Here is a 22,682-nt window from a genome sequence, read left to right as displayed (position 1 = left end):
TAATTATAACATGATTTATTAGAAACGGGAAAAAATGTTTCATTTTTTATTAAAAACAAGCATTTTGGTTGTTATAAAGAATAGATAAATTGAGTCCACAAAAAAAAATATCGGACTCTATATTTTTATAGAATCCGATAATATTTAGATTTATTTAATCTTATTTGTGTTCTTCAGCACGTTTTTTAGCATATTTTTCTTTTAACTCTGTAGATACGCTTGATGGTACTTTACCATATTTGAATAGCTCCATAGTAAATTCTGCTTTACCTTGTGTTAAAGATCTAAGAATTGTTGAATATCCAAACATTTCTGATAGTGGAACTTCAGCTTCAACGATAGTACTTACACCTTCTTCGTTAGAAGAAACGATCATACCACGTCTTTGGTTGATTGATCCAAAAATGTTTCCTTGGAATTCAGTTGGGCCTGTAACTTCAACTTTCATGATAGGTTCAAGGATAATTGGTTTTGCTTTTTCATAAGCTTCTCTAAATGCAGCAAGGGAAGCAGTTTGGAAAGCCATATCAGAAGAGTCAACTGGGTGCCAACCACCGTCATTAACACATGCACTGATATTAACAATTGGGAAACCAACTTGAGTACCTTTCTTCATAGCAGTTTGGAAACCCTTATCACATGAAGGAATGTATTCTGTAGGAATTGCACCACCCTTAATTTGGTCAATGAATTCATAGTCTTTTTGATCTTCGCCTTCAGCAGCAACTGCGATTGGTTCAATATAACCAGCAACTTTCGCAAATTGACCAGAACCACCTGTTTGCTTCTTGTGAGTATAGTTGAATTCAGCTCTTTGAGAAATTGTTTCTCTGTAAGCTACTTCAGGTTTACCAATTACAACTTCAGCTTTATATTCTCTCTTCATTCTTTCAACATAAACTTCTAAGTGTAATTCTCCCATACCTTGAATAATAGTTTGGTTTGACTCAGGATCTACGAAAGTTCTAAATGTTGGGTCTTCTTTAGTAAATCTGTTTAAAGCCTTAGCCATGTTGTCAGCAGCTTTTTTATCCACAGGTTCAATTGAAAGAGAAATAACTGGTGTAGGAACGAACATTGAAGTCATTGAGTAGTTTAAATCTGGGTGACAGAAAGTATCACCTGAAGCACAATCAATACCGAATAATGCTGCAATTTCACCACAACCACATTCTTGTAAATCTTCCATTTCACTAGCGTGCATTCTAATTAGACGACCAATTTTGAATTTCTTCTTAGAACGAGTGTTATATAATTCATCACCTTTTTTGATTTTACCTTGGTATACACGAATATATGTTAACTGTCCATATTGTCCATCTTCTAATTTAAATGCTAAAACAACAGGTTTTAGAGTTTCATCTGAAGGTAATACAACTTCTTTTTCATCGTTATCTAAGTCTAAAGCTTTATTTTCAACTTCAGTAGGATCAGGTAAGAAAGCGTTAACAGCATCCATTAGTGGTGGAATACCTTTATTCTTATAAGCAGAACCTAAGTAAACTGGACAAAGCTTAAGAGCAATAGTAGCTCTACGTACACATTCATTGATTAAATCAACAGTTACGTTTTCTTCTAACATTGCTTCCATTAATTCGTCATCTACTAAAGAGATAGCATCTAACATTTCTTCTCTTTTTTCGTTTGCTTCATCTAGTAATTCTGCAGGAATTTCAGCATCTCTAGGTTGTAAACCGTCATCACCAGCATCGAAATAAATAGCTTTCATTTCAACTAAGTCAATAACACCTTCTAATCTATCTTCTAGACCAATTGGTACTTGCATCATAACTGCATTAAGACCTAATTTTTCAATTAATTGATCTTTTACACGATATGGGTTAGCACCAGTTCTATCACATTTGTTTACAAATGCAATACGAGGTACGTTATAACGTTTCATTTGTCTATCAACAGTAATAGATTGTGATTGTACACCACCAACTGAACAGAGAACAAGGATAGCACCATCTAAAACACGTAGTGATCTTTCTACTTCGATTGTGAAGTCAACGTGACCAGGAGTATCAATAATATTAATATCGTGATCCTTCCAAGTTACGTTAGTTGCAGCTGATGCAATTGTAATTCCACGCTCTTTTTCAAGTTCCATACTGTCCATTGTTGCACCAACACCGTCTTTACCACGTACTTCATGGATTGCATGAATTTTCTTACAATAGAAAAGAATACGTTCAGTAAGAGTTGTTTTACCGGAGTCAATGTGGGCACTAATACCGATGTTTCTCATGTTATTCAGGTTACTCATAATTAAAACCTCTTGTTATAGTATATGTCTTAGTCCCAGGCCATTCCTGAAACATTATTTACATTTCCATATTACCCATAAATTTATACAAAGTATAAAGTAATACACCGTGAGGATAATAAAACAAACAACAACTTTTTTCAATCCTTTAGGCTAGTTTTTTTTATAACCTTTTGATTATGTGTTAAAATCATGTAATTTATTGCTTAAAAATGATATATTTGCATCTATTTTGTATAAAAATACATCATTTTAATTCATAAATAACATATTAATAATTATTACTTAAAATTATTAATTTTTGATTAAATTATAAATTTTCTCAAAAAGTATATTTCATCAAAGACAAAACCTACCTTATTTGTTAATATTTTGAAAACCTTAAAGGATAAAAAAGATGAACAATAAAATAAAAGGCATTATTTGTGTGTTAATTAGCTCATTTAGTTTTTGCACAATGAATGTTTTTATAAGATACAGCGGAGATTTACCTACAACCCAAAAAGTTTTCTTTAGAAATATTATAGCAGCAGTTGTAGCAGCTTTTATCCTTTATCACAATAAAGAAAAAATTAGCGTAAAAAGAAGTAGCATACCCTCTTTACTTGCAAGATGTATATTTGGAGTGATTGCTATGCTCTGTAACTTTTATGCAGTTGACCACCTATTATTAAGTGACGTTACTATAATAGCTAAACTTGGTCCATTCTTTACTATAATATTTTGCTATCTCTTTCTCAAAGAGATACCAAAAGCTTATCAAATCGGTGGAATACTTGTAGCCTTTAGCGGTGTTTATTTTGTTGCAAACCCTTCTTTTAATAATGGTACTTTTATTAATTATTTAATTGCTATATGTGGTGCGATTGGTATGGGTTTAGCATATACATTTTTAAGAAGCTGCCTAAATAAAGGAGAAAGCAAAAGTATAATAGTATTTATATTCTCTCTATTTTCTTCAATAGTATGCTTACCTTTATTAATAATAAATTATCATCCAATGTCTACTTTTCAACTTTTAATGCTTTTAGGAGCAGGACTTAGTGCAACAGCTGGACAATTTGGATTAACATATGCTTATTATTTTGCTAGTGCAAAAGATGTCTCTATATATGATTATTCACAATTAATATGGGCTGCTATCTATGCTTATTTCTTATTTAAAGAACCTTTTATTTTTAGCTCAGTTATAGGATACATAATAATTACATCAGCTGCAGTATATATCTTCATTAAAGAAAAAAGAGAAACAATTAAATAATATCTATTTGTTTATAGAAATTACCTCTTTTAAAGATAGCAAAGCTAATTATACCTCGAATAATCAAATCTATAGTCATTGCAATCCAAGCACCATTTAATCCATATTCACTGTAATTTACTAAAAAATAAGCTAAAGGAAGCCTAATAACCCACATTCCAATAATTGAAATAAAGAATGGCCTCTTTGTATCTCCTGCCCCTCTTAGAACTCCAAAAACCATCATTGTCATTCCAAAAAAAGGCTCGCATACTGCTACGATTCTTAAAAGTGTTGAACCTAATAAAACTACTTGTTCATCATTTGTAAAAAAGCCTACTAATTGAGTTGAAAAGATATATAAAAAAATACCAGCAATACTCATTGTAAGAGTTCCTAAAAAGATAGAAGATTTAGCAAATTTCTTAGCTAAATTCACTTTTCTTGCACCAAGAGCTTGTGCAACTAAGGTTGTAGCAGCACTTGCAAAACCAAAAGTTGGCATATAAGTAATAGATTCTGCTTGAATTGCTAAATAATGGGCTGCTAAAGCAGTTGTAGATATACTTGCAACAATTGCGGTTAAAAAGATTTGACCGACTGTTAAAGATATTCTCTCTAGAGCATTAGGTAATGCTAAAATAACAGCTTTTTTATTAATATCCCAATTCAGGTTAAAAGGATTAACAACTTTTATATTTAGGCCTAAAGATTTATCTTTAATTAATATAAAAATAATAAAAATAGTAGATAACGCTATAGAGATAAAAGTAGCTATTGCAGCTCCTTCTACACCTAAATTTGCCCTTTTTACAGCAAACGTTAATGAGAATACCTTAATAGTCTTACTTGGGAAAATTAATAAATAATTTAAAAATACATTCATTAAATTATTAATTACATTTACAAAGAAAGGTAATTTAGTATTACCCACAGCTCTAAAGATTCCACTAATTATGATAAATAAACCTTGAAATAATAAAGCCAAAGATATCCATTTTATATAATCTCTTGCACCTTTATAAATAGATTTATCTGCTTTTAATAACTCAGGTAATTTAGGACCTACAAATTGCATTAATATATAGATTAATAAAGAAATAGATATAGCAAAGAAAATCCCTTGATTAGCAACAACACTTGCCCTATCTCTATTTTTAGCTCCTATATTCTTAGATACAAGTACACAAAATCCAATTGAGACAGAACTTAATATACCATTTACTAGCCAAATTGTAGAAGAATTAATAGAGACTGCTGCTGTTGCAACTGCACCTAAGGATCCAACCATTGCCGTATCAACATAATTCACAAAAGTTAATAGAATTTGTTCTAAAATTGTTGGCCAGGCTAACATTAATATAGTCTTGGTTGTTGATTGTTTTTCATCTACTAGATTTAATGTTTTCATTATTTCACCATTTTTTAAATTCTAATCCCTTATCAAATAATATTAATAATTACAGCTAATATATAGTAATTAATACTTAGGTACAACTAGTTAATAAATTTATAAAATATAATAATATTGTAATACTTGTTATATAAAACTATTTCCTATTCACAAGTTTTTATAATTTTTTAATTATTTGTAAAATATATAAAATATATACTATTTTATATATTAAATTAAAATTTTCAATAAATTAATCTACAAATTATAAAAAATATGTTTATTTTAGTAAAACATAATAAAAATTTATTAGAATTTTATGTAAAACACAACACCATTTAATCAATAAAAAAATATCTTAAAAAAAGTTGACGAAATGAAATATCTGCCCTAGAATTGGAAAATCATATATTAAGGAGAACATATATAGATGAATATTTTAGTTGTTTCTATAGTTGTAATTTATTTATTAATTATGCTAGCAATAGGCTATTACTCTTCAACAAAGATTAAGAGTAATGAAGACTTTGTTGTTGCGGGAAGAAGATTAGGCCCTATTTTATTAGCAGGGACTTTAGCTGCTACAGAAATTGGTGGTGGTAGCTCCCTTGGAGTTGTTGAAAAATCATATGGAGCTTGGGGTTTATCTGCTTCATGGTATGTTATTGCAATGGGTATTGCATTTATTATTTTATCACTGTTTGCCCCTAAATTAAGAAGAGCTGAAGTTAAAACAGTTCCTGAATATTTTAGAAGAAGATATGGTAAAGCATCAGGTTTAATTACAACATTAATTATGATGATTCCCTTAATTGGGCTTACAGCTATTCAATTTATAGCTTCAGCTACAATTTTATCTATTATGCTAGGAATAAGCTATCCTGTAGCGGTTACAGTAGTTGCAATTGTTATTACAATATATGCAATCATGGGTGGTCTTTGGAGTGTAACATTAACTGACTTTATACAAGTATTTCTAATTGTTATTGGTATGGCATTAGCTATTCCTTTCTCACTACGTCTAGCAGGTGGAATGCCTAATGTTGTAGCAAATGTACCTGAAGGAACTTTTAATATGTTTAAAGGTATCAGTCCTTCAACAATCTTTGCGTTAGTTGTTATGTATATTGCCTCTTTCGCAGTAGGTCAAGAAGCTGTTTCTAGATTCTACGCTGCTAAAGATGAAAAAACGGCTGTTCAAGGTTCCTTTATTTCAGCTATTATCAACTTAGTTTTTGCTTTCATTCCTACGATTTTAGGAATAATCACTTTAGCTCTTGTTAACATGGGTAAAATTGATAGTTCAATATTAATGCAAGGTGGAGCTAGATATGCATTACCACACTTAGCAATGAACACAATGCCAGCTATTGTTATTGGTATTTTATTTGCTGGTATTATTTCAGCTACTATGAGTAGCGCTGACTCAGATTTATTAGGGGCTGGAGCTATCTTTGGTAATGAAGTTTATAAAGTATATATAAATAAAGATGCAGATAATCAACAAGTAATGAAAGTTACAAAAATTGTTATGGCAATAATTGGTTTATTTGCTTATCTTTTTGCTCTATTTAATACAGGATCAATTATTAAAGTATTAATGTTTGCATTCTCTCTAAGAGCGGCTGGAGCATTCTTCCCTTATATAATTGGGTTATATTGGGAAAAAGCATCTTCTGCTGGTACTATTGCCTCATTAATATTAGGTAGTGTTGTATTAATATTCTTAGAAAGAAGTGGAATAAAACCTCTTGGACTTGAACCAATTTTATGGGCACTTCCAATTAGTTTAATTAGTTTTGTTGGATTTAGTAAATTATTACCTCCAGAGAGACCTACTTTAGAAATGATTGAAGAAGAAAAAAATTAAATTTTATTAATTCTAAAATCTAGGGTTAGCTTTTAAAGCTAACCCTTTTCTTTTGAAGATAAACAAAAATTAAGTTAAATATGTAAAATGTTATAAATAAATTCAAAATATATTTTAAAGCTTAAATATTTGAATTATAATTACATTGTATTTTCATTTCAAAATATAACTTATTATGATATTATAATTAAATATGAGTACTATATTTGAAATGATAATCGAAGGTCAAATTCCTTCAACAAAGATTCATGAAGATGAAATCTGTTTAGTTATACTAGATATTAACCCAGTTAACAAAGGACATGCGTTAGTAATAAATAAGAAACCTTACCCAACTTTTGTAGAATGCCCAAAAGATGAATTATCACATATGATGGAAATTGCTAAAAAAGTTGATAAATTACAAAGAGAAAAATTAAAATGCGAGGGAACTAATTTAATTATTAATAATTCTAAGGCCGCAAACCAAGAAATACCTCATTTACACATTCATATAATCCCTAGGTATTTTACAGATGGAAACAACCCTAAACTAAATCATGAAAAATATGAGGAAGGTGAAATCGAAGATTTTGGAAAACTTTTAAACTTCTAATTATATTTTCAATAAATAAAGAGAGATAGATAAACACAATGAATCATATGTATTTTCATTATAATTTTGATATTACTGCAATTGTTCTATTAATAACCATTAAGTTACTATTAGTTACGCAAAGACAGATTAGCAATCCGACTCAAAGACCTTTTTTATGGTATGTTGGTCTTAGTATCCTTGCATCTAGTTTAAACATATTTTCAATTTATTCTTTAAATTCAGACTCTTATACTGTAAATATAGCCTATTTTATCTGTGATTTATTTTATCTCACTTTTTTATTACAAGTACTATCAGTTTATTTATATTTTAATAAAAGATTTGATATGAAAAGAAATTATCGTGCTTTCTATTTAAGCATTCCAGCTATAACATCACTTCTTTTATTATTATCGAATAGATCAACTAATGTATTATTTTCAATATCAGAGACGAAAGAATTCACATATGGCCCTCTATATTTCATATTATGGATAAGTGCTTGTTTATATTTAATCGATTCTTTTTATTTCTTATTTAAAGAGAATAAAACTCTACAAAAAAGAAAGCTTCATCTATTAGTCTTTTGTGGTATATTCTTTGTAGCTACTACAATAATTCACTATTTTATACCTGAAACACAACTACTACAATTTGCTAATTCTATCTTAATTTTAATTATGTTTATTGAAAGACAAAGTCCTCTTTTATTAGAAGATATGGAAACAGGAGTTTTGAATGCTGACACCTTTAATAATTTTATTTTAAATCAAACTACAAATGAAACAATACTATTATTTGTTCATATAAAGAATGCCTCCTTAAGCAACGAAGCAGCATCTTTCTCTTTTATCCCTTCAGTCTATTCAACTATAATAAATAAAATCAAAAAGCAAATAAAAAGAACTATAATTTTTAGACTTGATAAAAATACTTTTGCTCTAGTATTAAAAAAAGAAAAAGATAAAATTATAACATCGAATATTTGGATAAAAGAATTTGATAACTTAAAAGATTCTTCGATGGCAGCCCTACCTATTAGATTACTTTTTGCAAACACTGCACCTATGAAAGAATTCTCAGATAGAACCTCATTAAAAAATGCTATCCAATGGGGAATTATGAAGTTGCAAGATTCAAGCACAAAATTAGATGAATATATTACACCTGATTATGCAATTAAATATACTAGAAATAGAATTATTGATACAGAAATACATAAAATAGTAAATCACAAACCTATCGAATTCAATCTTCAACCAATTTATAACTTAGAAAGTGAATCTTTTGATACAGCAGAAGCTTTAGCTAGAATAAAAATACCAAGCATTGGCTTTGTCCCTTGTTCAGAATTTATAGATATGAGTGAAAGCAATGGAACAATTATAGCACTTGGGAAATCCATCTTAGAAGAAATATGTAATGTAATAAATACTATTCAACTTCCTATTGATAATATTTCAATTAACGTTTCTATGGCCCATTTCATGGAAAACTCAATAGTTGAAGATTTTATGCATATAATAAATAAGAATAATATTCCAACCTCAAAAATAATTCTTGAAGTTACCGAATCTATTCAACCTATTAACACTCGACTGTTAAATGAAAACATGATTAAACTTAAAGAAGCAGGTTTTAAATTAAGTTTAGATGATTTTGGAACCGGTTACTCAACTTTAGAATCATTATTAACTTTACCTTATGATATTATTAAGTTAGATAGAAATTTACTTTTAGCTTGTGAAAAAGAAACAATTAAAATTGATATACTAAAAAAAGTTGTAAAAATGATAAAATCTTTAAATTTCGAAGTAGTATTAGAAGGAGTTGAAACAAAAAGACAAGATCAAATAGCTAGAGAAATTGGAGTAGATAAAATTCAAGGATATTATTACTCTAAACCTTTAGATTTACCAGGAATCATTTCTTTTTTTAATAAATAAATTATTGCTTATTAATATCTCTATAATTCATAGGTGTAAAATTAGTATAATTTTTAAAAAATGCAATAAAATTATTAGAATTATTGATTCCTATTTCTAAAGAAATATCACTAAGAGATTTATCAGTATATTGAAGTAGCTTTTTTGCTTTCTCAATTCTTTTATCAATTAAATAATCTTTAAATGATATATTTAACTCTTTTTTAAATAACTTTGATAGATATTTAGAACTAATAGACATTTTTGAACTTATTATATCTAAAGTTAATTTTTGATCTAAATTTAAAATAATATAGTTCGTTGCAAATCTTATATATTGATTATTGCTTATATTATTATCATCAATTAATTCCATTATTTCATCTATTAATTTATAAGCTATAGATATTAAAGAGTTAATATCATTAGCTTTTTCTATTTTACTTATCATTTTAATAGATTCATCATTAGATATAGGATTATTTACAATATATTCATGTAAATAATACATCATTTGAGATAGAGAATGAATTAAAATATTTTTTTGTAATCGTAACTTATCTAAGTTTTCAACTCCTAAACTCATATAATCTTTTAATAACTCATCAAATAAATCCTCTTGAAGTAAACTATTAATATAATTTCTTAATAATGTCTTATTTTTTTCCTTCAAACTAATAGAAAATATATTATAGAGTTGATATTGGTTATTAAAAGTGTAATTTGGTTGTTCCTCTAAATCGAATATTTTCTCTTCACTGAAAAAATACTTCTCTCCTTTATAATATTTATAGCTTTCATCTACAAAACGAGGAATGTGAGAATAAAGATTATAGCCTGTAATTAAATAATAAAATAATTTAGAAACTGCAAGTAATTCTTCATAAGAAACAAAAGTAGAATCATCAAAATCCTTAAAATCTATCTCTAAAGGTCCTAAAACATGTATTAAGGTAGTCTCTTTTACTAAAATGTAGAATAAATCTTCTTTTAGTGCTAATACAATATCTGTCGATAAATTTTCAAATAAGAGCTTTTTTGAATAATACAAATGATTATCTAAATTATATACATTAGTTGGATTATATTTTGATATACATTCCCCATTAACTAGAAATTTTAAATAATATGCATTTGTAATTTTACAAAGTAAATCTATATCTTTTTGACTTCTCATAAATTTATTATAATATAATAAAGAATAGATAAAAAAGGAATTTATAAAATATATGCAAAATATTCAATTAATTAATGATTTATGTTTAATAAATAAAATCTATCTAAAAGAGTTTGAATTAAATGATAAATATTTAAATGATAATTTTGCACCTATTATTTCAACAATAAATTCAAGAAAAAAAATATTTACTTTAAACACAGCTGAAGATTCTTACATTATTATAAAAAAAGAAAATATAATAATTATTGGACCTTTTGAAAAGGACAATATTATTATTTTTGACAATGCTAAATTATTCTACTATCTATTTTTCAATACATCATTTACCAAAAAAAGTATATTTTCTCTTGATGTAAATACAAGTTTTAACAACGCACTATTAAAAGAGAATAAAAAAAACAAGCAGAGAGTAAATGTAAATATTATTAATTTTTTAGAAGATAGTGTCAAAACAGGGAACATAGAAGCTACAAAAATATATATAAAAATATTATTGAATTCTCTTATCGAAGAAAAATATGGAATTGAAAAATTAAGAATGCAAAAAAACTTAGTTGTTTATATTTTTTGTTATATATTCAGTTCTATTGAAAACAATAATATTGATCCAGATTTTAATATTTTTTTAACAAGTATAATAACTAGTGAATTTGAATTTTGTGAAAACAGTTCACAGTTACTTTTTAAAACTAATCAACTTTTAGATAAAATTAGCGATAGCTTTGATTTTACACGTCTTAAAAGTAATCAAAAAATAAAAGAAGCAAAATACTATATAAACAACAATTTAGAAAAAAAGCTTACTTTAGAAAAAGTTGCAAAAGAAATGAGTATCAGTGCTAAATATTTATCTTCACTTTTTTTTGAAGTTACTAACTCCACATTTAAAGAATATGTAAATACCCAAAGAATCGATAAAGCGAAGAACTTATTAGCTTATTCAGAAAAGAATATAAGTGAAATATCTAATCAAATTGGGATAAAATCTCCTAATAATTTTATTAGTTTTTTCAAAAAATATACTTTTTTAACTCCGACTAATTACAGAGATAAAATAAAAAACGGATTGAACAATTAAATCCAATCCGTTTATATATTAATTAATTTTATATTTTATAAAGCTAATACATTATCTAAATCAATTTCACATACAACTGTAGGCATTGAACAACCCCAATTTTCTAATACACCTGGATGAACTTCACCAAATAAACCTATTTGTTTTCCATCAACCATAATTTTAGCACCTCTACCTGTGATAAATCTATTATCATTTTCTAGAACTGCATTCTTATAATCTAAATTCATGAAATACATTAATGTGCTTACAATTGATGAAATTTCATTAAAGCCCATAGTTGAATCTGCTAACATTAAACCTAAAGAGTTTTTAGTAACTGTTCCACTATTAGTTGAATCATCTAAATAAGCAATTTTACCAACTTCAAAAATCTTATGAGGATAAGCTGCTCTTGCACTAATACTTTCACTTTCTAATAAACTTGGTATTACTGAAGGTCTAACATATTCATAGTTTTCACTCATTGGATTTGCAATTTGAATATAGTCATTTCCATCAACATTCATGTTATCAATATATTCTTTTCTAGATCCTAAATAATTATACATCATTTCTTGGAAACCTAAGCCTACTAAGATATCTTTTGTCTTTCTACCTAATTCTTCAGCAGGAGATAATCTACCCATAGTAAAATCACTTGGCATTTCTGGTTCGAAATTATTTAAACCATATCCAATTATAACATCTTCTACAACATCAGCTGCATGTAAGAAGTCATCTCTATACTCAGGAACTGTAATATAAACATCATTTTCATCAATAACTGAATAAACACCCATTTTTTTAAGTGATTCAATTATTTGCTCTGGTGTTAAATCCATTCCAGTTAATTTCTTAACTTCAGCAATTGAACATTTAGCAGGTTCTTGATAATAGTAAGGAACTGTAATTTCACTACCGAATTCAGTTTCTTCATCAAAATAAACTTTTACAGGAAGAATTTCAAATCCCATATCTGCCATATCACAAGCCATAATAGAAGCAGCTAATAATAGGTTCTTTAAAATAGGACCACTCATTTCAACAAATAAATCACTATCACCTACTTCTACAGCTCCAACTGTATTACTGTTAATTACAGGAGGCATTGATAATGTTTTATTATCATCATCAACTAAATATGGATAAACATCTTCATTTTCAATGATTGGACCATATTCAATACCTTTAGGGTGTTTTTTCAAAATTTCTCTAAGAGTTAATTCCTCATCTAAACCTAATGGAGTAAATGAAGTACTATCAGGATCTGCGCTAGTATAATGAACTGGGTATTTAATTAAATCACTTCTATAAATCCCCATAGCAATTGTTTTTCTTTTTCTACCAAAGTTAAAACAAAGTTTTTCTTGACTTTGAATTAATGAAAGTAGATCTTCATTATTTACAGTATGTCCTTTTGCAGCAAAACCAATTGAATATTTTCTATAGGATGGAGAATTTTCTACTTTCATAGTTCTATCAGCATTATCAAAAGTTTCGTCTTTAGTTGAGAAGAAATCATATAAAGGAGCTTCACCCATTTGATAAGAATTTAGTAAACGAGCAATACCTGCTGCTGACCATAAGTCAGGTCTATTAGTATCATTTAATTCTATTTTAATTACATCACCATCGTGAGCATCTAATTCAGCTTTAGCAACTGGGAATATATCTTCTAATTCATCATCACTTAGTTTTCTGTTAAGTAAAGAAAATAAAGCTTTTTCTGTTGTTTCAATTTTAGGCATTATTTTCCCCTCCTTGTTCTAACACTATCAATATCTGGTGTGAATAATTCTCTTAAATCATTTAATCCTAAATGCATTAGAGCCATTCTATCAATTCCTAATCCCCAAGCAAGTACAGGAACATCAATACCTAAAGGTTTAGTTACTTCTGGACGGAAAATACCACTTCCACCTAATTCAAACCATCCTAATACTGGGTGTTTAATATGTACTTCAATTGAAGGTTCAGTAAATGGGAAATAACCTGGAACATATTTTACTTCTTCAGCACCAGCAATTTCTTCAGCAAATAATTTTAATAAACCTAAAAGAGTTTTTAAATTAACATCATCACCTAATATAATACCCTCAGTTTGATAGAAGTCAGCACCGTGTGTTGCATCAACTTGATCATATCTAAAACATCTAGCAACACCAAAATATTTACCTGGAATTTTTGCATTAGGTAATTGTCTTGCAGATAAAACAGTTCCTTGAGATCTCATAATTTGACGTCTAGTAAAATCATGGTCAAAACCATAACCCCAACCTCTAGATCCAGTTTCCCAACCGTCTGAGTGAGTTTTTGCTACATTTGACAACCAAGGTTCTTCAATTTTCTTACAATGAGATGGATTCTTTAAATAATATACATCGTGAATATCTCTAGCACTATGGAATTGTGGCATAAATAAAGCATCACCATTCCAGAATTCATTTTCAACTAATGAACCATCAAATTCTTCAAAACCTAAAGCACTTAATTTATCTTTTACCCATTGTAGATAATTACCATAAGGATTATGTCTACCAGGAATTAATTTTGATGTTGGACCATCAATACCATAAGGTCTAAATGTTCCAGTTTTCCAACTACCTGTTTCAAGCATTTTTGCAGTAACATTACCTAATTCTTCACCTGTAATATTAGCACTAAAGATTGCTTCTCTTGCTTGATTACCAAGTTCAGTTAAACTAAAGATAACATCTTCTCTTTCAATCATTTTAAAGGCTGAAGAAGAAGCACCTCTTTTTTTAGCAATTTTTTGCATAGCTTTCTTTTCATTAGCACTAAGAGCATCTTCAGCGATATCACCTTTAACACCCCTTTCAATTAAGCTAATTACTAATAATTCATTTTCAGGAAGACCATCTGCAATAACAATTGCTTTCTTTTCTTCATTCATTTTTGTAACTTTGGCTTTAGATAAAGCACCGAAAGCAGAACCTACATCACTTTTTTCAAGTGAAAGTGCACTTGCTATTTCTGGTAAGGAAGTTGCCCCATTTTCTTTTAAAAATGTAAAGATTCTAAAGGCTGGTATTCCAATTTCATGGTGTTTCTTACCCAACTCTGTTAGTTCAAAAAGAGTTCTTGTTGTACGACTCTTTTCCTCTAAAAAGCCCTTATTACATAACCAACTAAATGATTGGTTACATTGACCCACTTTATAATCCAACTCGCTAATTAATCTATCAGATGTGATTTCTTCACCTAATTTTACATGACGAAGCAAGCGGACTTCTAATGGATGCAAGTTCTTTACATCAATGTCCATAATTGTTTCTCCTAGATTTAATTACATAAATTACGCAATTAATTTTCAATTTATAATATTAAACAAATGGGAAAATGAAAAGGTCAAACAGTAATAAAAAATTAATATTAATTAAATTTAGTTTTATTTTATTGTTTTATTTATCCAAAATTTGATTTAATTTTGCAAATACATCAAGTTCAGTTGGAACTGTATCTCTTTCTAAAGTTGGACTAAATGGAATTGGTATAGATTTAGCACCTAAACGTATAACAGGTTTTTCTAAAAGAGAAAAAACTTCTTCATTTTCACAAATCGTTGCAGAAATTTCACCTGAAAAACCACCTACCAAAGGAGCTTCGTGTACAATTATAACTCTATGTGTTTTTTTAACAGAATTTAAAATAGTAGTAACATCTAAAGGAATTAAAGTATTTAAATCAATCACTTCAACAAGATTTTTTTCCTTTGTATGCTCTTCAAATAATTCTACAGCTTTTAAACAAATATTAGTACTATATCCATAAGAAATCAAAGTAACTGAATTTCCTTCTTTTAATATTGAAGCTTTTCCAAGTGCATATATTTCAGAATCATCACCAACTTCACTTTCATTGTTATACAATAATTTATGTTCAATAAAAGCAACTGGATTATTATCCCTTATTGATGCTTTTAATAAAGCTTTGGCACTTCTAGGAGAAGAAGGTGCAACTACTTTCAAGCCCGGAATATTAGTGAACATACTTTCTAATGATTGTGAATGTTGAGCACCATGGCCTGTACCACAGCCCATAGGTAATCTAAAGACAACAGGACAATTAAATTGCCCCCCACTCATGAACCTAGTTTTACTTGCATGATTAATTAAAGCATCACTGATTAATGAAGAGAAATCTCCATACATTATTTCAACAACACTTCTAGTACCTAAGAAAGCAGCACCAACAGCTAAATTAGCAAAACCTTCTTCACTAACTGGGGTTTCAAACATTTGATCTTTAACGTCTTTATATAAATCACCTGTAACTTTAAAACAACCACCATAAATGCCAATATCTTCACCAATAAGAACTACATTTTCATCACGAACACATTCTTCAAATAAGGCTTCTCTTATAGCCTCTCTACCTGTTGCTCTATGAGTATTTTGCGAAATAACTTCTTCAATTTCTGTATCATCATAAACATAATCATATAAGTCTTCTATATTTAAATAGTCATCTTTTACATCTTCTGCCTTTTCTAATTCTTTTTGAACATAAGATTCACAAGCTTTATTTAAATATTTAATTTCATCTTCTGTAGCAATTTTATTATTAATAAGTTTTTCTTCAAAATTTTTAATAGGACATTTTTTTAACCAAAGGCACTCTTCCTCACGAGTTCTATAAACACATGAATCGGACTTCGAATGACCATTAAATCTATAAGTTTTTAATTCTATAAAATATGGACGTTTTTCTTCGATTATATATTTTCTTGCAGTCTCTACAGCTTTGTATACGGCCTCAACATCATTACCATCAATACTAATAGCTTTAATATTTAAAGCTTTTGCTCTATCTGTGATTTCATTTCCAGCAACCATATCTTTTACGCTAGAACTCATTCCATAGCCATTATTTTCCAAATAGAATAAAAGAGGTAAATCCCAAATAGAGGATAAATTCATTATTTCATGAACTACACCACGAGATGTTGCACCATCTCCTAATATTGCAACAGCCATATTATTTTTTTTATTTTTTTTAATTGAAAAAGCTATGCCTGAAGCTAGAGCTACAGAACTTGCTACAATTGCAGAAGATCCTGGATTATGATTTTTTAAATCACTCATATGCATACTTCCACCAAGTCCTTTACTTAAACCATGGGAAGAACCAAACATCTCACTAAACATTTTATATATAGAACTGCCACTTGCAATAGTGTAACCATGACATCTATGGGTTGGAACAATCCAATCACCTTGTTCTAGATTTAAAGCAAGGCCAGCCTGACATGCTTCTTGACCTATATTTAAATGTGTAGTGCCGTGCATTATTTTTTTTTGAAATAAAGATGATATGTAATTTTCAAAGTACCTTGAATTAAGCATTATCTCTAATGCTTTAAGAGCCTTCTTCTTATTTAACTGCATAAGTTCCCCTTATTTGATTATAAATGTAAAGTTCATAACCTACTATTAAACCGTATACACAGTTTATTAATGAGAAGTTTTTCAGACGACTCAAACTTTTTGTTATTTAAATACTAAATGAAAAATAGTGTGAAGTAAATATACAAATCAAAAATATTATAAAAAAATACCAAAATACTTTATTTTGAGTAAGAATTCTTTTTTTTTATTCAAAAATCGTATTCATTATTAATTTTTGGACCTATATTTTTAGGGAGATGATTCGCATTAGTATGACAGGACTTAACTAAATTATCATGTCTCATACTCACCCATAAACTAGCCTTATTTATATCTACATTTTCTAAAGCATCTAATAAAACCTTAGTAGTTTCAATAGTAATTTTTAAATCTTCTCTAACTTTAAAATCAGAGTGAACAATATTCATCAAATAGCTTTGATGTTGTTTAAGTAGACGGGGGATATGCTTATAATTAACACACTTATTTACTTCTTTAAAAAATTTTATCGTTTCTAGATCTGCATCATCAATTAATCCACTATTTAAAAAAGCTAACTTTCTTTTAATAATTCTTATACAACTATCAATGATTTTTTTATCAGCTACAGTTATAAACTTTTCCATAATAGCATTTTCCATAACTTCTCTTATTTTAACTAACTCTAAAAAATCAGATTCATCAACACCTAAAACAAAAAAGCCTCTTCTTGGTTTATATTCTAATAATCCTTCTGCAGATAATTGTTGAAGAGCTTTATGAACATGTATTTTATTTACATTGTTTTCTTGAGCAATAGCAGTTTCAACTAATCTGTCATTATTTTTTAATTCGCCTGAAAATATTTTATTTTTCAATTTTTTTACTATTTCTATACTAGCTGAATTGTTACTTACTACTTGATCACTCATAAATTGGCTCCTTATATACAAATATATTATAAATCAAATTATAAACTATTTAAATATAAATAAAATAACTAATTTACTTCTTTAACTAAAAAATTTGTTCCTATCTATTTAATTAAAGTTAACTATAATAGTATTTACTAAAATAGTTAACTTTTAATTGACAAGTATATATTCTCATGCAATACTTTACGTAAAATAAATTTGGAAGATTTAAAAAATGGAAATAAAGACTATAATATTATTTACTATCATAAATATTTTATCAGTATATTTTTGCACATTAAATATAACTGAGAAAAAAACTATATCTATAAATTTAAATCAAACTTCATCTAAAAATATTTTTTCTAAATTTATAAATAAATATTTAGTTTCCATTTTATTAAATAAAGTAAGAAACACTCTATTAAAGAGATTTATCTCAAATATTATTTTTAAAGTAGCTAATAAAAGGTCAGATAATTTAGAATTAAACTTTTCCCACTTATCTAAAATTTATTACATTAATCTACTTAGAAAAAATAAATTTAGTGCTTTTTCAAACTATAAAACCAAAGATAAAGTTATAAATAATTATTTATCATGTGGTTAAAAAGTCTAATTAAAAAAGCATAAATACATTATTATTGATTGATTAACTGCAATAATCTAGATTGGATTAATAGTGGTATAATTAATACTCCTAAATATATTAGCATTCAAAATTTAAACCCCACCAAATTTTGAATGCTTTTATTATGTAAAAAAATCTCCAGTTATAAAACTGGAGAATGAATAAAATATAACTTAACTATTTTGAATTTTCTTTAATAATATTTGTAATTTCTTTTACTCTATCATCTAACTCATCACTAGTACTAGCTTCTGCAACCAATCTTAAATAAGGTTCTGTATTACTTTTTCTAACACCAAACCACCAAGAAGGAAATTCGATTCGATATCCATCAGTATCTAATACTTTTGTTGCATCTTTTGAATATTTATTTTTCAATATATCAATTACTTCATCTTTGTTTTCAACTTTAAAATTAATTTCTCCACTTGATTGATATTTTACAATATTATCAATAAGTGCAGATAAAGATAGACCTTCTTCTTTTTTAGCTTTTACATGATTTAAAACCATAATCATAGCAAATAAACCACTATCACAATTATTAAATTCTTTAAAATAATAATGACCTGCTAATTCACCACCAAAAACAGCACCAGTTTCTCTAAGTTTTGCTTTTGCATGAACATGCCCAACTTTCCACATTATTACTTGATATCCAATTCTTTCTAAATATTCAGTTGTTGATTTTGAAGTTCTAATATCAACAACAGCTATTTTCTCTCCATCCATTTCAAGCATTTTTTCACCTAAAATACCCATTAAATGATCTGCTGGAATATAGCCACCTTTTTCATCTATAAACATTACTCTATCTGCATCACCATCAAAAATAATTCCTAAATCACATTTATTATTAACAACAACATCTTGCAATTGTTTACAATTACTTGGATCTAATGGATTTGGTTCATGATTAGGAAATGTTCCATCTAATGTATCATTTATATAAATAACATCATCACCTAAAATATCTTTTACTAATAAACTTGCCATTCCATTAGAACAATCTACAGCTATTTTTAGAGAAGAAAAATTTTCTTTATATTTTCTCAAAAATTCAATATATGGAGTTTTAGCATCTACAGATTTAATTTTCCCTTTTTCTTGACTTACAACAACTTCTTCATTTTCACACATTTCTTTAAGTCTATTAAGCCCAGTTTCACCACCTACAGGAACTGCCATTTTTCTACTAATTTTTAATCCATTATATTTAGCTGGATTATGAGATGCTGTAATTTGAACAGAACCATCCACTTCAAAATATACTGTTGCAAAATAAACCATTGGAGTTGAAGATAAAGAAATATCAATAACATCACAACCTGAATCTACTATCCCTTTTGTCAAAGAGTCAAACATATCCGGTGAAGAGACTCTCATATCTCTACCAACTAAAATATTATTTGCATCTAATAATTTAGGCAAAAAATAACCAACTTTGTAAGCCAAATCAAGAGTTAAATCACTTGAGAAGACCCCTCTTATATCATAGGCTTTAAATGCTTTCATAAATCCTCCAAAAACAAAAATTAATGATATTTATTTTATAAATAATAATATGCAACCTTTATATAAATAATTATTTATTTAATAAAGAATTACTATATAAATAGTATACCAAAAATATAAAAAAAATAAAACAAAATAAGGTGAATAAAATTGAAAAAAGTTAATTATTTTAAGAAAAATAAAGAATAATTAATTATTAAAATAAATTAATTATAAGGTTTTATACACCTTAGTTTTAATTGACTATTATTTTTATTTCTTGTACAAATAGGTATAATCTAAATTGGAGGGTTTATGGGATCTTCACTAGCAATACCTGCTTTAACTAAAGACTTAGCTAGAGTTTTAATAGATGCTGACTCTATTTCACGTAGAGTTGATGAATTAGCACATCAGATCAATGACGCATATGCAAACATTGAAGGGCGCCTTATACTCGTTGGGGTATTAAAGGGCTCTTTTATTTTGACCGCAGACTTATGTAGAAAATTAACAATACCTCATGTTGTTGACTTCATTGCTTTATCTTCTTACCAAGGAGATAGAACAAGTGGTAATGTAAGATTGTTAATGGATACAAGAGAAAACATGGAAGCTAAACATGTTTTAATTATCGAAGATATTCTTGATTCAGGATATACTCTTGATTACTTAATTAGAAACTTCAAAGCTAGAAAACCAGCAAGTGTCAAAACTTTAGTTTTATTAGATAAACCTGATAGACATACAGTTCCTGTAGAAATTAATTATATGGGATTTACTATTCCTGATGTTTGGGTAGTAGGATATGGTTTAGATTATAATGAAAGATACAGAACTCTGCCTTATATTGCAGAAATGTACCCTCAAGAATAAGAATTAATTTATAAAAATTAAAATATATTAATAAAATTGGAAACTTCATTAATGAAAAACGAAAAATTTTATGTAAGTTACAACACAGTACATAAGCTTGTAAAAGGACTTGCAACACAAATAAAGGATAGTGATTTTGATCCTGATGTTATTGTTGCAATCGGTTCAGGAGGTTTTATACCTGCTAGAATAATCAAAACTTTTATCAATCGCCCTATTTATGCTGTTGGCATATCTTATTATGGGGTAGATAATAAGCACAGAACCTTACCAACCAAAATTCAATGGATTGACGAAGTTCAAGAACAACTAAAAGGTAAAAAAGTATTATTAATAGACGAAGTTGATGATACAAGAGCTACTTTAGGTTATTGCGTTAGAGAGTTATTAAAATATAATCCTGAAGAAATCGCAGTTTTAGTACTTCATAACAAGAAAAAAGAAAAAGATGCCGATTTCCCAGAGGAAATAAAGAGATATTTCCCTGCTTTAGAGATTGACGATTTATGGATAAAATATCCGTGGGATGCCGTGGATATCGAAGAACATACAGAAAATGAAAAGGCTATGTTAGAGAAAAACGCCTAAGGAGAAAACATGAGTATAAGTGCTATTGTAGGAGCCCAATGGGGAGATGAAGGAAAAGGCCGTGTTGTTGATTATTTAGCAACAAAAGCTGATTTATGTATCCGTTTCCAAGGTGGAGATAATGCAGGTCACACAGTTATCAATGATAAAGGTAAATTTGCACTTCATATTATTCCATCTGGTATCTTTAATCCAGAAACAACAAATATTGTTGGAGCTGGAACAGTAGTAAATTTTGATACTATGACAATTGAGCTAGATTCTATTAGAAAAGCTGGCGTTGATGGAAACAATCTTTTCATTGACAAAAGAGCACACTTAATTATGCCATTTCACTGTACTTTAGACGGTGCAGAAGAAGCAAGTAAAGCTAAAAACTGGAAAATTGGTACTACAAAAAAAGGTATCGGACCAACATATAGTGATAAAGCTGCTAGAAGTGGTATCAGAGCTGTTGATATTTTAGATGAAGAAAGATTAACTAAAAGATTAAACATGCTATTACCTAGAAAAAATAGAGAATTAGCTTATTTTGGTTTACCAGAAGTTACCCTAGAAGAAATGCTTGAAGTTTGTAGAAAATGGAAAGCAGTTTATGGTGATAAAATTATTGACTCAGTTCCAGTAATTAGAGATGCTTATGAATCTAATAAAAATATTTTATTAGAAGGACAACTTGGTATCATGAGAGATTTAGACTGGGGTATTTATCCTTATACAACAAGTAGCAACCCAACAGCTGGTGGTACTTGTAGTGGTGCTGGTATAGCTCCAAATAGAATTGATGAAATAATTGGTGTAGTAAAAGCTTACTCAACTTCAGTCGGTGGTGGTCCATTTATGACTGAATTATTCGATGCTGATGGTGAAAAATTAAGAGATATCGGACATGAATACGGTGCAACAACAGGTCGTCCTCGTCGTTGTGGTTGGTTCGATGCAGTTGCTGCTGATTATTCTTGTTGGATAAATGGATTTACTGATATTGCAATCACTAAACTTGATATCTTAGACCATTTCGATACTATTAAAGTTTGTACAGCTTATGAAGTAAATGGTGAAATCATTAACTACTTACCTGAAACAGCTTTACAAGAAGTAGCAAAACCAATTTATAAAGAATATAAAGGTTGGAAATGTGATACTTCTAATGCTAGAAAATGGGAAGATTTACCAAAAGAAGCACAAGATTATTGTACTGAGATTGGTAAGTTAGTAGGGGCTAGAATTAAATTTATTTCAGTTGGCCCTGAAAGAGATCAAATTATAATTTTATAA

At 28.2% G+C, this 22,682-nt stretch carries 16 protein-coding genes; 8 read left to right on the top strand and 8 right to left on the bottom strand.

What is annotated here, in order from left to right; genetic code table 11:
- Positions 1-160 precede the first annotated feature (160 nt).
- Positions 161-2,269: an elongation factor G gene (fusA, locus tag ACPKM0_RS04390; protein WP_472473672.1), complete on the bottom strand. Its 2,109-nt coding sequence runs from the start codon at positions 2,267-2,269 to the stop codon at positions 161-163.
- Positions 2,270-2,666: 397 nt separating this feature from the next.
- On the opposite strand from fusA, the gene ACPKM0_RS04385 reads away from it, so the two are divergent.
- Complete coding sequence (locus tag ACPKM0_RS04385) at positions 2,667-3,530, top strand: DMT family transporter (protein ID WP_472473670.1); 864 nt, start codon at positions 2,667-2,669, stop codon at positions 3,528-3,530.
- On the opposite strand, the gene ACPKM0_RS04380 is transcribed toward ACPKM0_RS04385, so the two are convergent.
- Positions 3,523-4,920, bottom strand: coding sequence for an MATE family efflux transporter (locus ACPKM0_RS04380; RefSeq protein ID WP_472473668.1), 1,398 nt, complete (start codon positions 4,918-4,920; stop codon positions 3,523-3,525). The two genes, ACPKM0_RS04385 and ACPKM0_RS04380, sit on opposite strands and share 8 nt — an antisense overlap.
- A gap of 412 nt (positions 4,921-5,332) precedes the next feature.
- Here ACPKM0_RS04380 and ACPKM0_RS04375 point away from each other — a divergent pair, with 412 nt between their 5' ends.
- The 3 genes from ACPKM0_RS04375 to ACPKM0_RS04365 all read left to right on the top strand — a co-directional run bounded on the left by ACPKM0_RS04375 (position 5,333) and on the right by ACPKM0_RS04365 (position 9,295).
- Positions 5,333-6,772: a sodium:solute symporter family protein gene (locus tag ACPKM0_RS04375; RefSeq protein ID WP_472473667.1), complete on the top strand. Its 1,440-nt coding sequence runs from the start codon at positions 5,333-5,335 to the stop codon at positions 6,770-6,772.
- Positions 6,773-6,965: 193 nt separating this feature from the next.
- Positions 6,966-7,367 (top strand): HIT family protein, encoded by a 402-nt coding sequence (locus ACPKM0_RS04370; RefSeq protein WP_472473665.1) that lies wholly within the window; start codon positions 6,966-6,968, stop codon positions 7,365-7,367.
- A gap of 38 nt (positions 7,368-7,405) precedes the next feature.
- Positions 7,406-9,295 carry an EAL domain-containing protein gene (locus tag ACPKM0_RS04365; protein WP_472473663.1) on the top strand — a complete coding sequence of 630 codons (1,890 nt, stop codon included), beginning with the start codon at positions 7,406-7,408 and terminating at the stop codon, positions 9,293-9,295.
- Position 9,296: 1 nt separating this feature from the next.
- Here ACPKM0_RS04365 and ACPKM0_RS04360 read toward each other — a convergent pair whose 3' ends face one another.
- Positions 9,297-10,451: a helix-turn-helix transcriptional regulator gene (locus ACPKM0_RS04360; protein ID WP_472473662.1), complete on the bottom strand. Its 1,155-nt coding sequence runs from the start codon at positions 10,449-10,451 to the stop codon at positions 9,297-9,299.
- A 52-nt stretch (positions 10,452-10,503) separates the two neighbouring features.
- On the opposite strand from ACPKM0_RS04360, the gene ACPKM0_RS04355 reads away from it, so the two are divergent.
- A complete protein-coding gene (locus ACPKM0_RS04355) occupies positions 10,504-11,532 on the top strand; it encodes a helix-turn-helix transcriptional regulator (protein ID WP_472473659.1) in 1,029 nt (342 codons plus the stop codon).
- Between the two features lie 35 nt (positions 11,533-11,567).
- Here ACPKM0_RS04355 and pheT read toward each other — a convergent pair whose 3' ends face one another.
- The 5 genes from pheT to ACPKM0_RS04330 form a co-directional block, all read right to left on the bottom strand.
- Positions 11,568-13,262: a phenylalanine--tRNA ligase subunit beta gene (gene pheT, locus ACPKM0_RS04350; protein ID WP_472473657.1), complete on the bottom strand. Its 1,695-nt coding sequence runs from the start codon at positions 13,260-13,262 to the stop codon at positions 11,568-11,570.
- On the bottom strand, positions 13,262-14,800 hold the full coding sequence (gene pheS / locus ACPKM0_RS04345) for a phenylalanine--tRNA ligase subunit alpha (RefSeq protein WP_472473655.1): 1,539 nt from the start codon (positions 14,798-14,800) through the stop codon (positions 13,262-13,264). The genes pheT and pheS overlap by 1 nt, the downstream gene beginning before the upstream one ends.
- Before the next feature lie 136 nt (positions 14,801-14,936).
- Positions 14,937-16,922, bottom strand: a complete 1,986-nt coding sequence (locus ACPKM0_RS04340) for an alpha-ketoacid dehydrogenase subunit alpha/beta (protein ID WP_472473653.1) — start codon at positions 16,920-16,922, stop codon at positions 14,937-14,939.
- 209 nt (positions 16,923-17,131) lie between these two features.
- Entirely contained in the window at positions 17,132-17,833 is a 702-nt protein-coding gene (locus ACPKM0_RS04335) for a GntR family transcriptional regulator (RefSeq protein ID WP_472473651.1), read from the bottom strand.
- A gap of 790 nt (positions 17,834-18,623) precedes the next feature.
- A complete protein-coding gene (locus ACPKM0_RS04330) occupies positions 18,624-19,961 on the bottom strand; it encodes a phosphomannomutase/phosphoglucomutase (RefSeq protein ID WP_472473649.1) in 1,338 nt (445 codons plus the stop codon).
- Between the two features lie 294 nt (positions 19,962-20,255).
- Between ACPKM0_RS04330 and hpt the strand changes: the two genes are divergently transcribed.
- From hpt to ACPKM0_RS04315, 3 genes are read left to right on the top strand one after another with little or no spacing between them, the layout of a single operon-like run.
- On the top strand, positions 20,256-20,816 hold the full coding sequence (gene hpt / locus ACPKM0_RS04325) for a hypoxanthine phosphoribosyltransferase (RefSeq protein ID WP_472473648.1): 561 nt from the start codon (positions 20,256-20,258) through the stop codon (positions 20,814-20,816).
- A gap of 51 nt (positions 20,817-20,867) precedes the next feature.
- On the top strand, positions 20,868-21,404 hold the full coding sequence (locus tag ACPKM0_RS04320) for a phosphoribosyltransferase (protein ID WP_472473646.1): 537 nt from the start codon (positions 20,868-20,870) through the stop codon (positions 21,402-21,404).
- Positions 21,405-21,413: 9 nt separating this feature from the next.
- A complete protein-coding gene (locus tag ACPKM0_RS04315; protein ID WP_472473644.1) occupies positions 21,414-22,682 on the top strand; it encodes an adenylosuccinate synthase in 1,269 nt (422 codons plus the stop codon).

This window comes from Pleomorphochaeta sp., assembly GCF_050031695.1.
GTDB lineage: Bacteria > Spirochaetota > Spirochaetia > Sphaerochaetales > Sphaerochaetaceae > Pleomorphochaeta.
The sequence above is the reverse complement of the archived record's forward strand: the minus strand, read 5'-3'. Positions and strand labels throughout refer to the sequence as shown.

Excerpts from the sequence above, each read along its gene's own strand:
- fusA (WP_472473672.1), bottom strand. The coding sequence starts at position 2,269 with ATGAGTAACCTGAATAACATGAGAAACATCGGTATTAGTGCCCACATT.
- ACPKM0_RS04385 (WP_472473670.1), top strand. The coding sequence starts at position 2,667 with ATGAACAATAAAATAAAAGGCATTATTTGTGTGTTAATTAGCTCATTT.
- ACPKM0_RS04380 (WP_472473668.1), bottom strand. The coding sequence starts at position 4,920 with ATGAAAACATTAAATCTAGTAGATGAAAAACAATCAACAACCAAGACT.
- ACPKM0_RS04375 (WP_472473667.1), top strand. The coding sequence starts at position 5,333 with ATGAATATTTTAGTTGTTTCTATAGTTGTAATTTATTTATTAATTATG.
- ACPKM0_RS04370 (WP_472473665.1), top strand. The coding sequence starts at position 6,966 with ATGAGTACTATATTTGAAATGATAATCGAAGGTCAAATTCCTTCAACA.
- ACPKM0_RS04365 (WP_472473663.1), top strand. The coding sequence starts at position 7,406 with ATGAATCATATGTATTTTCATTATAATTTTGATATTACTGCAATTGTT.
- ACPKM0_RS04360 (WP_472473662.1), bottom strand. The coding sequence starts at position 10,451 with ATGAGAAGTCAAAAAGATATAGATTTACTTTGTAAAATTACAAATGCA.
- ACPKM0_RS04355 (WP_472473659.1), top strand. The coding sequence starts at position 10,504 with ATGCAAAATATTCAATTAATTAATGATTTATGTTTAATAAATAAAATC.
- pheT (WP_472473657.1), bottom strand. The coding sequence starts at position 13,262 with ATGCCTAAAATTGAAACAACAGAAAAAGCTTTATTTTCTTTACTTAAC.
- pheS (WP_472473655.1), bottom strand. The coding sequence starts at position 14,800 with ATGGACATTGATGTAAAGAACTTGCATCCATTAGAAGTCCGCTTGCTT.
- ACPKM0_RS04340 (WP_472473653.1), bottom strand. The coding sequence starts at position 16,922 with ATGCAGTTAAATAAGAAGAAGGCTCTTAAAGCATTAGAGATAATGCTT.
- ACPKM0_RS04335 (WP_472473651.1), bottom strand. The coding sequence starts at position 17,833 with ATGAGTGATCAAGTAGTAAGTAACAATTCAGCTAGTATAGAAATAGTA.
- ACPKM0_RS04330 (WP_472473649.1), bottom strand. The coding sequence starts at position 19,961 with ATGAAAGCATTTAAAGCCTATGATATAAGAGGGGTCTTCTCAAGTGAT.
- hpt (WP_472473648.1), top strand. The coding sequence starts at position 20,256 with ATGGGATCTTCACTAGCAATACCTGCTTTAACTAAAGACTTAGCTAGA.
- ACPKM0_RS04320 (WP_472473646.1), top strand. The coding sequence starts at position 20,868 with ATGAAAAACGAAAAATTTTATGTAAGTTACAACACAGTACATAAGCTT.
- ACPKM0_RS04315 (WP_472473644.1), top strand. The coding sequence starts at position 21,414 with ATGAGTATAAGTGCTATTGTAGGAGCCCAATGGGGAGATGAAGGAAAA.